Annotated in this window: 11 protein-coding genes; 3 read left to right on the top strand and 8 right to left on the bottom strand. The window is 61.8% G+C overall.

The features are described from left to right. Positions 1–3 precede the first annotated feature (3 nt). The 5 genes from truB to HY836_RS01350 form a co-directional block, all read right to left on the bottom strand. Complete coding sequence (gene truB, locus HY836_RS01370) at positions 4–1,044, bottom strand: tRNA pseudouridine(55) synthase TruB (protein WP_290672755.1); 1,041 nt, start codon at positions 1,042–1,044, stop codon at positions 4–6. Further along, entirely contained in the window at positions 1,041–1,457 is a 417-nt protein-coding gene (rbfA, locus tag HY836_RS01365; RefSeq protein ID WP_290672751.1) for a 30S ribosome-binding factor RbfA, read from the bottom strand. The genes truB and rbfA overlap by 4 nt, the downstream gene beginning before the upstream one ends. A gap of 96 nt (positions 1,458–1,553) precedes the next feature. Then, the gene (gene infB / locus HY836_RS01360) at positions 1,554–4,661 is read right to left on the bottom strand and encodes a translation initiation factor IF-2 (protein ID WP_290672748.1); all 3,108 of its coding nucleotides are present in this window, start codon (positions 4,659–4,661) and stop codon (positions 1,554–1,556) included. A gap of 59 nt (positions 4,662–4,720) precedes the next feature. Continuing rightward, a complete protein-coding gene (nusA, locus tag HY836_RS01355) occupies positions 4,721–6,196 on the bottom strand; it encodes a transcription termination factor NusA (protein WP_290672745.1) in 1,476 nt (491 codons plus the stop codon). After that, positions 6,193–6,858, bottom strand: a complete 666-nt coding sequence (locus HY836_RS01350; RefSeq protein ID WP_290672742.1) for a ribosome maturation factor RimP — start codon at positions 6,856–6,858, stop codon at positions 6,193–6,195. Before HY836_RS01350 ends, nusA begins: the two co-directional genes overlap by 4 nt. 321 nt (positions 6,859–7,179) lie before the next feature. Between HY836_RS01350 and fabI the strand changes: the two genes are divergently transcribed. Continuing rightward, positions 7,180–7,968 (top strand): enoyl-ACP reductase FabI, encoded by a 789-nt coding sequence (gene fabI / locus HY836_RS01345; protein WP_290672739.1) that lies wholly within the window; start codon positions 7,180–7,182, stop codon positions 7,966–7,968. Between the two features lie 37 nt (positions 7,969–8,005). Here fabI and HY836_RS01340 read toward each other — a convergent pair whose 3' ends face one another. Next, complete coding sequence (locus HY836_RS01340) at positions 8,006–9,016, bottom strand: GlxA family transcriptional regulator (protein ID WP_290672736.1); 1,011 nt, start codon at positions 9,014–9,016, stop codon at positions 8,006–8,008. 66 nt (positions 9,017–9,082) lie between these two features. Between HY836_RS01340 and HY836_RS01335 the strand changes: the two genes are divergently transcribed. Both HY836_RS01335 and HY836_RS01330 read left to right on the top strand, forming a co-directional pair. Further along, positions 9,083–9,889 (top strand): glutathione S-transferase, encoded by an 807-nt coding sequence (locus HY836_RS01335; RefSeq protein WP_290672733.1) that lies wholly within the window; start codon positions 9,083–9,085, stop codon positions 9,887–9,889. An 89-nt stretch (positions 9,890–9,978) separates the two neighbouring features. After that, a complete protein-coding gene (locus HY836_RS01330) occupies positions 9,979–10,254 on the top strand; it encodes a DUF4404 family protein (RefSeq protein ID WP_290672731.1) in 276 nt (91 codons plus the stop codon). Positions 10,255–10,282: 28 nt separating this feature from the next. Here the strand turns inward: HY836_RS01330 and HY836_RS01325 are convergent, their stop codons facing one another. After that, positions 10,283–12,169 (bottom strand): ABC transporter ATP-binding protein, encoded by a 1,887-nt coding sequence (locus HY836_RS01325; RefSeq protein ID WP_290672729.1) that lies wholly within the window; start codon positions 12,167–12,169, stop codon positions 10,283–10,285. A gap of 11 nt (positions 12,170–12,180) precedes the next feature. Further along, on the bottom strand, positions 12,181–13,614 hold the full coding sequence (locus HY836_RS01320; RefSeq protein WP_290672726.1) for an ABC transporter permease: 1,434 nt from the start codon (positions 13,612–13,614) through the stop codon (positions 12,181–12,183). Positions 13,615–13,626: the final 12 nt, after the last annotated feature.

Below are 13,626 nucleotides of genomic sequence, written 5' to 3'. Positions count from 1 at the left end.
AAATCAAAGAACAGGGTCGGGCTGACGTAGCGCGGCGGCGTCAGCGGTTTCGGTTTGCGTCTGCACTGTCGCCTGAACCGCGGCCTGCACTTCAAGCAGGCCTTGTACTTCAGTTGGACTCAGCAGACGCGTCGGGATCAATTCACCGGCCTTGATGTGGGCGCTGCCCAGCAAGACGCGGCCTTCGCCCTTGCCTTGGCCAGGCACAGGACCGTAGACACGCACTTGGGCCGCGTCCGCCAGATGCGTCCGACGACGCAGGCCGGTCAGAAAGCGCGCGGCCTCCGACTCGGACAACAGCACATCGGCCCAATCATTCAACAAAACATCGGCCGGCTGCAAGTGCGCGTCACGCTCTTGCTCGGACATGGCCAGCATGGCATCCAGCGTCACCGCGCCTTGCAGGCTCACGCCGCCGCTGCCTGTACGGCGCAAGCCGATCAGGTGCGCACCGCAGCCTAAATGTTCGCCGATATCCTGGGCCAGCGTACGGATATACGTGCCCTTGCTGCAGCGAACATCCAGCACCAACTCGTCACCTTGCCAGCTGACGATGTCAATCGCATGAATGGTCACGTCACGGGCGGGGCGCTCGATCTCGATGCCTTCGCGGGCATATTCATACAGCGCACGGCCCTGATGCTTCAGCGCCGAGTGCATGGGTGGGATCTGCGAGATGGGGCCGGTGAAGGCCTCGCAGGCCTCGGCGATGCGGCTTGCGTTCACCTGCTCGGCCGTCACCGGGCGAGTCTGCAGGATCTCGCCTTCGGCATCACCCGTCGTCGTGGTCTGCCCGAGCTTCAGCGTGGCGGTGTAGCGCTTGTCGGCGTCCAGGGACACCTGAGAAAACTTGGTGGCTGCACCAAAGCACAGCGGCAACAAACCGGTCGCCAGCGGGTCCAGCGTGCCGGTATGACCCGCCTTTTCAGCGCGCATCAAGCGGCGCACCTTCTGCAATGCATCGTTGCTCGACAGGCCCAGAGGCTTGTCAAGCAGGATGACGCCATGCAGTTGGCGACGCGGTTGACGCACGGGCTTGTTCAAGGCTGTTCGCCTCCGTCTTTGCCCTCTGACGCTGCGGCTTGCTCATCTGCATCCTTGGCCTTGTCGGCCACGGCGCGGTTGATCAGTGCGCTCAACTCCAGCGCACGCTCGGTGGTGCGGTCAAAGTGGAAGTGCAAGGTAGGAACGGTATGGATCTGCAGGCGCTTGAACAAACCATTGCGGATGTAGCCGGCCGCTTCGTTGAGGCCCTTTTCGCACTCGACAGGGTCTCCCACCAGGAGAGAAAAACCGATCTTGGCGTGGGCGTAATCCGGCGTCACTTCCACATTGGTGATCGTCACCATGCTGCCGATGCGCGGGTCTTTCAGGTCACGGATCAACTCGGCCACATCCCGCTGGATCTGATCGTTGACGCGCAAGCTGCGGTTGGGGGTAGAACGTTTATGGCGCATGGTGAATTCCTGCTGTCGGCGCAGTGGCATCCCTTCAAGCACAAACCCCGCCTGGGTTCAGGCGGGGTTGTTCGGGGGGGTAGCCTGTGCGTTTGTTTACAGCGTACGGGCCACTTCCTTGATTTCGAAGAACTCGAGGACGTCGCCTTCCTTGATGTCGTTGTAGCCCTTGATATTGAGACCACACTCGAAACCTTCGCGCACTTCCTTGACGTCGTCCTTGAAGCGCTTGAGACCTTCCAGCTCGCCGGTGTAGATGACCACGTTTTCGCGCAGCAGTCGCAGACGAGCGCTGCGGCGGACCACGCCGTTGGTGACCATACAACCTGCGATCGTACCAATCTTGGAGGCGATGAACACCTGACGAATCTCGGCAGAACCGATGACTTCTTCACGTTGTTCGGGTGCCAGCATGCCGCCCATCGCTGCCTTCACATCATCCACAGCGTCGTAAATGATGTTGTAGTAGCGGATGTCCACGCCGTTGTTCTCGGCCAGCTTGCGCGCACCGGCGTCAGCACGGGTGTTGAAGCCGATGATGACGGCCTTCGAGGCAATGCTGAGGTTGACGTCCGACTCGCTGATGCCACCGACGGCGGCGTGCACGATCTGAACCTTGACTTCGGGCGTCGACAGCTTGAGCAGCGAGGTAGCCAGGGCTTCCTGCGAACCTTGCACGTCGGCCTTGATGATCAGGCCCAGGGTCTGGACATCGCCCTGACCCATGTTCTCGAACATGTTTTCCAGCTTGGCGGCCTGTTGCTTGGCCAGCTTGACGTCACGGTACTTGCCTTGACGGAAGGTGGCGATTTCACGGGCACGGCGTTCGTCGCTCAGCACCATGAACTCGTCGCCAGCGCCCGGCACCTCGGTGAGGCCCTGGATTTCCACGGGAATGGAAGGACCGGCTTCGGTGGCGTTCTTGCCATTTTCGTCGAGCATGGCGCGGACACGGCCATAGCTGGAACCAGCCAGAACCACGTCGCCACGCTTGAGCGTACCGGACTGCACCAGCACGGTGGCCACAGGGCCGCGGCCCTTGTCCAGACGGGCTTCGATCACCAGGCCCTTGGCCATGGAGGCAGCCGGGGCCTTCAGTTCCAGCACTTCGGCCTGCAGCAGCACTTGCTCCAGCAGATCGTCGATACCGGTACCCACCTTGGCCGACACCGGCACGAAGGGTGAATCACCGCCGTATTCTTCAGGCACGACTTCTTCGGCAACCAGCTCTTGCTTCACGCGGTCGAGGTTGGCACCAGGCTTGTCGATCTTGTTGATCGCCACAACGATGGGCACACCCGCAGCCTTGGCGTGGTGGATGGCTTCCTTGGTCTGGGGCATGACGCCGTCATCGGCCGCCACCACCAGAATCACCAGGTCGGTTGCCTTGGCACCGCGAGCACGCATGGCCGTGAAGGCTTCGTGACCCGGGGTGTCGAGGAAGGTGATCATGCCGCGAGGCGTGTCCACGTGGTACGCACCGATGTGCTGCGTGATGCCACCGGCTTCGCCAGAGGCCACGCGGGTCGTACGGATGTAGTCCAGCAGCGAGGTCTTGCCGTGGTCGACGTGACCCATGACGGTCACGACAGGCGCACGTGGCAGCGACTCTGCCGTTTGATCTTCGTGTTCTTCTTCCAGGAAGGCATCAGGATCGTCCAGCTTGGCGGCAAACGCCTTGTGGCCCATTTCTTCCACCAGAATCATGGCGGTTTCCTGGTCCAGCTGCTGGTTGATGGTGACCATCTGACCCAGCTTCATCATCTGCTTGATGAGCTCGGAAGCCTTCACCGACATCTTGTGAGCCAGGTCGGCCACGGAGATGGTCTCGGGAATGTGGACTTCCAGGATTTGCGGCTCGGTCGGTGCCACGAAGTTGGACTGGTTGTCACCACGATCGCCTCGGTCACCACGACGGCCGCCACGGCCACCACCAGGGGCCTTCCAGCCACCACGGTTCGCACCAGCACCTGCATCGGTGCGGCCCTTGGCCGGCGTAGGTCCGCCGCGCTTCTTGTCGTCATTGGCCCAGCTCGACGACAGCTTTTCGGACTTGACCGACTTCTTGTCGCCAGGCTTGGCACCAGCACCAGCTGCAGGAGCAGCAGCGCCAGGCGCGCCCTTGGGCTTGTGAATCGTGCCCTTGATGGCCGCTTCGGCAGGCTTGGGTTCTTCTGGCTTCTTGGCAGTGAGCACCTTCTTGGGTGCATTCATCATCGCGCGGATGGCGGCAGCTTCAGCTTCCGCGGCCTTGCGGCGATTGGCCAGATCAGCAGCCTTTTGCTTTTCTTCAGCTTCGATATCTGCAGCCTTCACCACACGCACGGCGGTGGGCTTTGGTGCATCAGCGACAGGCAGCGGCATGGTGGGCGCCACGGCCGGCGCAGGGGCTGGTGCAGGCGCAGCAGCTTGCGCAACGGCTTCCTGAACCTTGGCCTCTTCCACAGCGCTGGCAACCTTGGCCTCTTCAGCCGCAGCCTTCTCGGCAGCAGCCTTCGCTTGACCACTACGCGAGCCACGTTGTGCGGCAGCCGTCAAGGCAGCGGCTTCAGCGCGGCCGGCTTCGAGCGCGGCGGCACGGCGTGCGGCAGCGGCTTCGCGTTCAGCGGCATCCTGCTCGGCAGTCTTGGCTGCCACAGCGGCCTTGCCGCCCTTCTTGGCAGCCAGTTCACGCTCGGCCAGATCACGCGCAGCCTGTTCGGCAGCAGCACGAGCACGCGCTTCTGCTTCGTCACGTTCGCGGCGCTCCTGCTCTTCACGCAGGCGACGGGCTTCGGCCAGTTGTTCTTCCTGCACACGAAGCGCTTCAGCCTGAGCGCGCGCTTCTTCTTCCCGGCGAGCCAGTTCGGCTTCTTCCTGGGCAGCTTGTGCGGCATTGACGGCTTCGTCGCCGCCAGTAGCGTCATCACGCTTGACGAAAACGCGCTTCTTCTTGACTTCCACCTGGATGGTGCGCGCCTTGCCAGAGGCATCGGCTTGCTTGATTTCGGTGGTCGACTTGCGGGTCAGGGTGATCTTCTTGCGATCTGCGCCTGCGGAGCCGTGGGCGCTGCGCAGGTGATCCAGCAGACGCTCCTTATCGGCTTCCGTGAGCACATCTTCCGGTGCGCCTTTGGGCACGCCAGCAGAATGCAGCTGATCCAGCAGTGTCGCAGCCGGGCGATTCAGCTCCGCGGCGAATTGTGCGACGGTGGTCACGGCCATTGTGTTAATCCTTGATGAGCTTGCTTGCAAATGAGTCGAGTGTTTGGAGCTGGGGGCGATCAGGCAAACCAGTGTTCACGGGCCTTGAGAATCAGGGCACGTGCTTGTTCATCAGACACGGCGGTGATTTCAGTGAGCTCGTCCACGGCCAGATCGGCCAGGTCGTCACGGGTGTGGATTCCAGCTTCAGCCAGCTTCGCGATCAACTCAGGAGTCAAACCTTCCAGACCCTTGAGATTTTCCGACAAAGTCTCGACTTCTTCTTCCTTGGCGATTTCCATGGTCAGCAAAGCATCTTTGGCGCGGGTGCGCAGCTCATTGACCGTGTCTTCGTCAAACGATTCGATTTCCAGCATTTCCTGCAGCGGCACGTAGGCCACTTCTTCCAGGCTGGTGAACCCTTCTGCGATCAGGATATCGGCGACTTCCTCGTCCACGTCGAGCTTGTCAACGAAGATCTTGCGGATGGAGTCGGTCTCGACAGCCTGTTTCTGGGCCGATTCCTCGGCCGTCATGATGTTGATGCGCCAGCCGGTCAGGTCGGACGCCAGGCGCACGTTCTGACCACCACGACCGATGGCGATGGCGAGGTTTTCCTCGTCAACCACCACGTCCATGGCGTGCTGTTCTTCGTCAACAAAAATGGATTGCACATTGGCAGGTGCCAATGCGCCAATCACGAACTGTGCGGGGTCTTCCGACCACAGCACGATGTCCACACGCTCGCCGGCGAGTTCGTTGGTCACGGCGGTGACGCGCGAACCACGCACGCCCACGCAGGTGCCGATCGGGTCCACGCGCTTGTCATGCGACAGCACGGCGATCTTGGCACGCGAACCGGCATCACGGGCGCAGCTCTTGATCTCCAGCAGGCCTTGCTCGATTTCGGGCACTTCCTGGCGGAACAGTTCGATCATGAAGTCAGGCGCAGAGCGCGACAGCATGATTTGCGGGCCCCGGGCCAGCGAATCGATACCCAGCATGTAGGCACGAACGCGGTCGCCGGAGCGCAGGTTTTCCTTCGGGATCATTTCCGTGCGCTTCAGGCGGCCTTCAACGCGGCCCGACTCGACGATGATGTCGCCCTTGTCCAGACGCTTGACGGTACCGACGAAGACCTTCTCGCCGCGCGACAGGAAATCGTTGAGCAATTGCTCGCGCTCGGCATCACGGATCTTCTGCAGGATGACTTGCTTGGCAGCCTGCGCACCGATACGGCCGATGGGCACGGATTCAATGCCCTCTTCGATGTAGTCATCGACTTCGATGTCAGGAATCTGCTCCTGAGCTTCGAACAACAGGATTTCAGCGTCAGGTAGCTGCAGGCCAGCCTCGTTGGGCACCACGTGCCAACGACGGAAGGTCTCGTACACGCCGCTCTCACGGTCAATCGACACGCGAATATCGACTTCACCTTGGTACAGCTTCTTGGTAGCGGACGCCAGAGCGGATTCCACCGCACCAAACACCACATCACGGTCCACGCTCTTTTCGCGAGAAATAGCGTCCACCAACATCAGCAATTCGCGATTCATTTCTTCTGACCTCCGAGTTCTTGCGCCTCATCTACGGCAACATCACCAGCAGCCGGGGTTGCCGCCCGACCACTACGCCCTTTGAAAACCACCTCAGGCACAAGGCGTGCCTCGCGAATTTCATCGAGCGTGAAACCCAACACTTCATCCACTTCCTGCGGCGCAGGGGCAATGCCCTTGGCCAGATCCTTCGCCAGCTTCTTGGCAGCCGTCTTGGACAAAGGTTTGTCCGCGTCCGGCGACTTCAGCACCAGGCCCCAGGCCTGACCCGCTTCGATGGCGGCAGGATCGGCATCTTGCGACTGACACAGGATGCCGCTGTATTTTTTGCGCCCCTGGAAAGGAACCTTCAGGCTGATCGCGACTTCTTCACCCACGAAACGCGCGAAGTGCGCCGGCGTGATCAGCGGGCGATCCACGCCAGGCGAGGACACTTCCAGACGGGCGTAATCGGCATCGATTGTTTCCAGCGCATACTGCAACTGACGCGTGACCTTCTCGCAATCGTCCACGGTGACCACATCACCAGGCAAGTCGTAGACACCTTCAGGCAGACGATCGATGTACACACGCAGCAAACCCTGCGAACTGCGTTCGCAGTCCACAATCTCGTAACCGAGGCCGGTCACGGTGGTTTCAACAACTTTGAGCCACGAGGTCATCAACCCTGTCATCCAGTCCTATCAGCGTTTCAATCAGCGCTTAAAAAACAATCGAGCAAAAAAAATGGGCCGGAAGACCCGCCCATTCGTGACAAACACGAGACGTGCTGCTTTCAGCCCTGCCCAATAAACCTGCTAGCAGCCCCCGAACACATTGAACGAGGATTGCGAGAGCTCAAAGCCAGTCTTTCCGCAAAAGCAGCGAATCCCGCATTTTAGCCTGAGGAACGAGCTCGATCAAGAGATTGGGCACAAATTCTCTTTTACCCACATTGCCATGCCAAAATCCGTGGCTGGTTCAGTACCCAAAATGGAGACCTCATGGGATTTCTCGCCGGCAAACGCCTGCTGATCACCGGCCTGCTTTCCAACCGCTCGATCGCCTACGGGATCGCCAAAGCCTGCAAACGCGAAGGCGCCGAACTGGCATTCAGCTACGTTGGTGAACGTTTCAAGGACCGGATCACCGAGTTCGCCAAGGAATTCGACTCTGAATTGATCTTCGATTGCGACGTCGGCAGCGACGAGCAGATCGACGCCATGTTCGCGGATCTGGCCAAGACCTGGCCCAAGATCGATGGCTTCGTGCACTCGATCGGTTTTGCACCTCGCGAAGCCATTGCCGGCGACTTCCTGGAAGGCCTGTCGCGCGAATCGTTTCGCATTGCGCACGACATCTCGGCTTACAGCTTCCCGGCCATGGCCAAGGCGGCCCTGCCTTACCTGAACGAGCGCGCCGCCCTGCTGACCCTGTCCTATCTGGGCTCGGAGCGCATTGTGCCGGCATACAACACCATGGGTCTGGCCAAGGCCTCGCTGGAAGCCAGCGTGCGCTACACGGCCGCCAGCCTGGGCCCCAAGGGCATCCGCGTCAACGGCATCTCGGCAGGCCCGATCAAGACGCTGGCAGCTGCCGGCATCAAGGGCTTCAGCAAGATCCTGAGCGTGGTGGAAGAAAACGCGCCGCTGCGCCGCAACGTGACGATTGAGGACGTCGGCAACGTCGCCGCCTTCATGCTGTCCGACCTGGCTGCAGGCGTCACCGCCGAAATCACCTACGTGGATGGCGGCTTCAGCCACGTGATGGCTGGCAGCAGCGAAGCACTCTGATCACCTTCGATCAGTTGAAGCCCGTGGCAGAGGTACCTCACTGGTACTTCTGCCTGTAGGCCGCCGGGGTCATGCCCACCATCTTCTTGAACAGGCGACCAAAGGCCACACGGTCCTGGTAGCCGACGCGTGCCGCGATGTCTGGCACGGGCAGGCGCTCAGACTCCAGCAAATCCTTGCTGCGCTCGATGCGCACAGCCTGCAGATACTGAACCGGCGTCATACCCGTGGCCGCCAGAAAACGGCGCTGCAAGGTTCTCACACTCACGTGGATGAAACCCGCCAGGTCGTTCAGCGAAAAGGCCTGATCACACTGCGCCTCCAGGCGATCCTGCACCAGCTTGATCTCGCGATCCGCATGGCGACGCATGCCCAGCGAGGGCATGAACCTGGACTGAGGCCCTCGGCTCATGTCCGTGACCAGCAGACCCGCCAGATCTTTGGCGGTGCGCCGATCGGTCAGCAGTTGCACGGCATGCAGGCAGGCATCCACGCCAGCCAAGGAGCCGCCGGAACAGATCAGGCCACCTTGTTGGACAAGGTTCTCGCCAGCCTGCACATGCACATCCGGGTAACGCGCCTGCAAGCCGTCCGCCAGCATCCAGTGCGTGGTGACGCTTTTGTCCGCCAGGCGCCCCGTGGCCGCCAGAAGATAAGCCCCCGAACACATGGTCACCACCAGCACCGGCTCAGGCAGATCACGCAAGGCCGCCACCAGCACCGGGTGACGCTCGACCGCACGAGGCCCCATGGTCCACATGGACGGCACAACAACCAGGTCCATGCCTTTGAGCAGCGAAGCATCGCCCTCCACCCTGAGTTCACCATCGGCATGATGCACGGGCAGGCCGGTGTCGCTCACACGCGTCAGCTCGAACCGGTGCGGCCCAGACAACTGGTTGCCCATGCGGAACACGTCCATGAGCAAGCCCAGGCTGGCCAGACTGGCTTCTTCGCAGACCAGCACGCCGACACGATGCAAGCGCCGCCCCACTGACGTGGGAGAGACTGCTGGCGATTTGGCTATATCAGCATCAAAGATGTCCATAACGCCAATTCTATTGAAGTTGGCATTTCAACAAAATGGGAGCAAGTCACTTTGCCAGCGTCTCCCATGAAAACCAATATTCCCAGCGGCCTCACGCTCTATACGTTTGCCATGTCCCACTACAGCGAGAAGATCCGCTGGACGCTGGATCACTGCCACATTCCGTATCGTGAAGTCTGCATGACGCCGGTGTTCCACATGCTGCCCGCCTTGCGCATGGGCAAGCGCGGGCAAACCACCCTGCCCATCCTGCATACACCAAGCAAGGCCATCCAGAACAGCCCCCGCATCCTGGACTGGCTGATCGACAACTACGGCCCACTGGACGTCTTGCCTTCCCCCAACCGTCAAGCCGTGCGCGAGGTCGAACAACGCTTTGACGCCATTGGCAAGGACGTGGCCCGCTTTCTGTACGCCAACAGCTTCGGCAAGGCCGACGAGCACATCCTGCGACTGTGGACCGACCACGCCAGCCCCGGCCAGGCCACGTTCCTGCGTGTGGCCTACCCCTTCGTGCGCTGGGCGTTCCGCCGCAAACTGAGCATCACCCCCAAGCGTGCCGAACTGGCGCTGCAGCGCATCACAAGGGAAATCAACTGGCTCGATACCCAACTGGCGGATGGCCGCCTGTATCTGATCAACAACCGCTTCTCCGCCGCCGACATCACCGCCGCTGCCTTGCTCGCCCCCATCGCCTGCCCCGCCCAGCACCCGGTGTATGGCGACCCGCAGTTTGCGGCCAGCATGGTCGATGCCATCAAGCCCTGGCGTGATCGCAAGGCGCTGCAATGGGTGCGTCAGATGTATGACCTGCACCGCGGCGAGTTCACCGGCGGCGCGTTTTCACCACAGAGCACCCGTCTGCGTGCGTGAATGATCTGGATCACGTTGATGATGCTGTCATGGCCTAGGCGCGACAGCCTTCGCTTGGCACAATCAAGGCGTGAACTGGAGAACACCACATGGACAAACAAGAGTTGGCATCGCTGTTGAAGAAGTTGCAGACTGAACTGGAGTCTGGTCAGCCTGTTGACGAACAACTCAAGCTGCAGTTGCAGACATTGGATCAGGACATCCAGAAAGTGCTCGCGCAAGGCAGCCCCTTGGCGCGTGAAGCAGATGACACCACGCTGGAAGACCGTGCCCAGCAGATAGAGGCACGCTTTGCCACCGAGCACCCCTATCTGGCCAGCACACTGCGCGACGTGATGGACACGCTCGGCAAGATGGGCATTTGAGGGCGCGCCCTAACGCTTTAGGCCTGCATCACACCGGCCGCTTGGGCACTGCAGCCAGCAAGGTGCGGGTGTACTCGTCCTGAGGCGATTCGAACACGGCCTGCGCATCGCCCTGCTCCACCACCCGCCCGGCCTTCATCACTGCCACGCGATCGGCCAGATAGGCGACCACGCCCATGTTGTGCGTGATGAACAGCATGCCCAGGCCCAGTTGTTGCTGCAACTCCCTCAACAGGTTGAGGATCTGCGCCTGCACCGACACATCCAGCGCAGAGGTGGGCTCGTCGCACACCAGCACGCGAGGCTCGACCGCCAGTGCACGGGCAATGGCCAGGCGCTGGCGCTGCCCACCTGAAAATTCATGCGGGAAGCGATTGAGCGCATCCGCCCGCAAGCCCACACGCTCGACCAGTTCACGCACGCGCGCCATGCGCTGATCCTGCGACCAGTCCGGGCGCAGGATCAGCAGCCCCTCTTGCAGGATGTCCTGAACGCGCATGCGTGGGTTGAGCGAGGCAAACGGATCCTGGAACACCATCTGCACGGAGCGGCGGGCGTTCAACAAGGCCGCCGACTGCATGGCAAACAAATCGAGCCGACCGGCACCACTGGCTGCACCCGCATCCAGCCAGGCCTCGCCTGCCACCTGAATCTGAGGCTGCCCGCGCAGCAACTGCACGATGGCGCGCCCGGTCGTGGTCTTGCCGCAACCGGACTCCCCCACCAGTGCCAAGGTCTGCCCGGCATGCACCTGGAAAGACACGTCGGACACCGCCTGCACGACATGAGGCTGGCGGAACAAGCCGCCACCAGAGGTAAAGCGCACGTTCAACCCGCGCACGTCCAGCAAGGGTGTCGAGCTCGACGCTGCGATGAACGAAGACGGACTTGCCGGGGTGTCGGCAGACAAGGCTGCGCCTGTTGACTTTGCAGCCTGCGCCGATGTGACGGGGAAAAAGCACCGCACCGATTGCTGCCCCAGACGCTCCAGCTTGGGCGCCTGCGCACGGCACTGCGCCTGCGCACGCTCACAGCGAGGCTCGAAGCGGCATGCGGTGAAGGTTTGCCACAGTGGCGGCACCGTACCGGCAATCGCCGCCAGCTTCTGGCCACGCAGCACGCCATCCGGCAGCGCCTGCAACAGGCTGCGCGCATAGGGATGGCGAGGCCGCTTGAAGAACACCTCGGCCGGCGCTTCTTCGATGATCTGCCCGGCGTACATCAGGGCTACTCGGTGCGCCATGTCGGCCACCACAGCCAGATCGTGCGTGATCAGCAACAAGCCCAGCTGTCGCTCGCTTTGCAGCGCCTTGAGCAAGTCCAGCACCTGCTTCTGAATGGTCACATCCAGTGCCGTGGTGGGCTCGTCCGCGATCAGGAAGTCCGGCTCGGCCGCCAGCGTCATCGCGATCATCACGCGCTGCTTCTGGCCACCGCTCATCTCGAAGGGATAGCTGTCGATGCGGCGCTCGGGCTCGGGAATGCCCACGCGCTTGAGCCAGCTGATGGCCTTGTTGCGAGCATGTACCCCGCGCAGATTCGTGTGCGCCTCGATAGCCTCGACGATCTGATCACCCACGCGCATGACGGGGTTCAGGCTGGTCGCAGGCTCCTGGAAGATGATGCCGACACGGCCACCACGGATGCGGCGCATGCTGGACTCGGGCAGAGCCAGCAACTCGTTGGGCTTGGCATCGGGCACCTTGTTGCTCAAGGCCACACGGCCACGCATCACACGGCCGTTATCGGGCAACAGGCGCATGATGGCCAGGGCCGTCATGCTCTTGCCGCAGCCCGATTCACCCACCAGGGCAAAGGTTTCGCCACGCTGCAGCGTCAGACTCACGCCATCGAGCGCCTTGACCAGGCCGGCATCGGCCTCCAGCACCACTTGCAGATCTTGCAGTTGCAACATGGTCGGGCTCCTCAGCTTGCCGCCGCCAGGCGTTTGACAGGACGGGCAACGCGGGCACGCGGATCAAAGGCATCCCGCACCGCATCGGCAAACAGATTGGCCGACAGCACGATGCCCACCATGAACACAAAAGCCGACGCAAACGACCACCACACCACGGGATCGCGCGACATCTCGACACGCGCCTGGTTGATCATCCCGCCAAAGCTGTTCATCGACGGATCAACGCCGATACCCACATAGGACAACACGGCCTCATACAGGATCAGGCTGGAAAACTCGATGACCGTGGTGATCAGCACCAGGTGCATCACATTGGGCAGGATGTGGCGGCGCATGATGCGCCAGGGGCTCGCGCCAAACGCAGTGGCTGCCTGCACGTACTCCAGCTCGCGCAGCTTGAGCGTCTCGGCGCGCAGCAGGCGGCACAAGCCGGCCCAGCCCGTGAGCCCCAGGATCACGCACAGCAGGAAGATCTTCAGATCGGCGCGCTCCAGGCCGGTTTCGAACAGCTCAGGGTGCTTGTCGATGAACACCTGCATCATCAGCACGCAAGCGGCAATGAGCAGGATGTTCGGCACCGACGACAACACCGTGTACAGGTACTGGATGACGTCATCGATCCACCCTTTGAAGTACCCCGCCGCGATCCCGAACACCAGGGCCAGCGGAATCGTGGCAATGGTGGCCAGGCTGCCGATCACGAAGGCCGTGCGGATGCTCTTGATGGTGAGGTAGAGCACATCATTGCCGGTGCGATCCGTACCCAGCACGTGATAGCCATCGCCCCAGCTCAGGGCCACACCCCATGCCAGCAGGAAGCCCAGGCAACTGGCCGTCATCCAGGCTGCGCGCCAGGCCAGCGGGTTGTCATCGCCCATGCGGGAGCGCAGCGCCACAAACAGGATCAGCGCGATACCCGCGCCGCCAGCGGCACCTGCCAGCACGCGTTGCGCCACATCGGCCGCCCAGCCCTTGTCTGTGTCCGTCAGGCCTGCGCCGCCATGCTTGAGGCGCGGAAACTCACGCTTGGGCAGCGCCGGCAGGCCGTTCTCATCCAGCACCGGCTTGGCGCCAGCCTTGGGCGGCACGGCTTCCTTGGTGAAGCCGTGCGTTGCCAGGGGGCTGGAATAGCTCTTTTCTCGGCCATCGATCAACTTGCTCAGTGCCAAGTCCAGCGCCGACTCGGTTCGCGTATCGTAAGCCTGGGCGCCGCCATTGACGATGGGCAGCGCGCGGCGAAAGTGGAAGCTGTCGGCCAGGGTCACCAGCAGCATGGCCGCCAAGACCACGGAAGAGGCCATACCTGCGGGCGTGACGAACACGCGCTGCCAGGTTGCGCGCAAGGCCTCATCGCGCCTGACCACGCGAACATATTGAACCAGGCCCAGCAGCATCAGCCACAGCACCACGTCGGTCCACAAGATGACGGTCTTGAATCCCATGATATGTCGCGC

The sequence above is a fragment of the Aquabacterium sp. genome, assembly GCF_016234775.1.
Taxonomy (GTDB): Bacteria; Pseudomonadota; Gammaproteobacteria; order Burkholderiales; family Burkholderiaceae_C; genus Aquabacterium.
Note: the sequence above shows the minus strand (reverse complement) of the source record. Positions and strands in the feature narration are given on the sequence as shown.

Coding starts and splice junctions, on each gene's coding strand:
- rbfA (WP_290672751.1), bottom strand. CDS start 1,457: ATGCGCCATAAACGTTCTACCCCCAACCGCAGCTTGCGCGTCAACGAT.
- HY836_RS01350 (WP_290672742.1), bottom strand. CDS start 6,858: ATGACCTCGTGGCTCAAAGTTGTTGAAACCACCGTGACCGGCCTCGGT.
- fabI (WP_290672739.1), top strand. CDS start 7,180: ATGGGATTTCTCGCCGGCAAACGCCTGCTGATCACCGGCCTGCTTTCC.
- HY836_RS01335 (WP_290672733.1), top strand. CDS start 9,083: ATGAAAACCAATATTCCCAGCGGCCTCACGCTCTATACGTTTGCCATG.
- HY836_RS01340 (WP_290672736.1), bottom strand. CDS start 9,016: ATGGACATCTTTGATGCTGATATAGCCAAATCGCCAGCAGTCTCTCCC.
- HY836_RS01330 (WP_290672731.1), top strand. CDS start 9,979: ATGGACAAACAAGAGTTGGCATCGCTGTTGAAGAAGTTGCAGACTGAA.
- HY836_RS01320 (WP_290672726.1), bottom strand. CDS start 13,614: ATGGGATTCAAGACCGTCATCTTGTGGACCGACGTGGTGCTGTGGCTG.
- HY836_RS01325 (WP_290672729.1), bottom strand. CDS start 12,169: ATGTTGCAACTGCAAGATCTGCAAGTGGTGCTGGAGGCCGATGCCGGC.
- infB (WP_290672748.1), bottom strand. CDS start 4,661: ATGGCCGTGACCACCGTCGCACAATTCGCCGCGGAGCTGAATCGCCCG.
- nusA (WP_290672745.1), bottom strand. CDS start 6,196: ATGAATCGCGAATTGCTGATGTTGGTGGACGCTATTTCTCGCGAAAAG.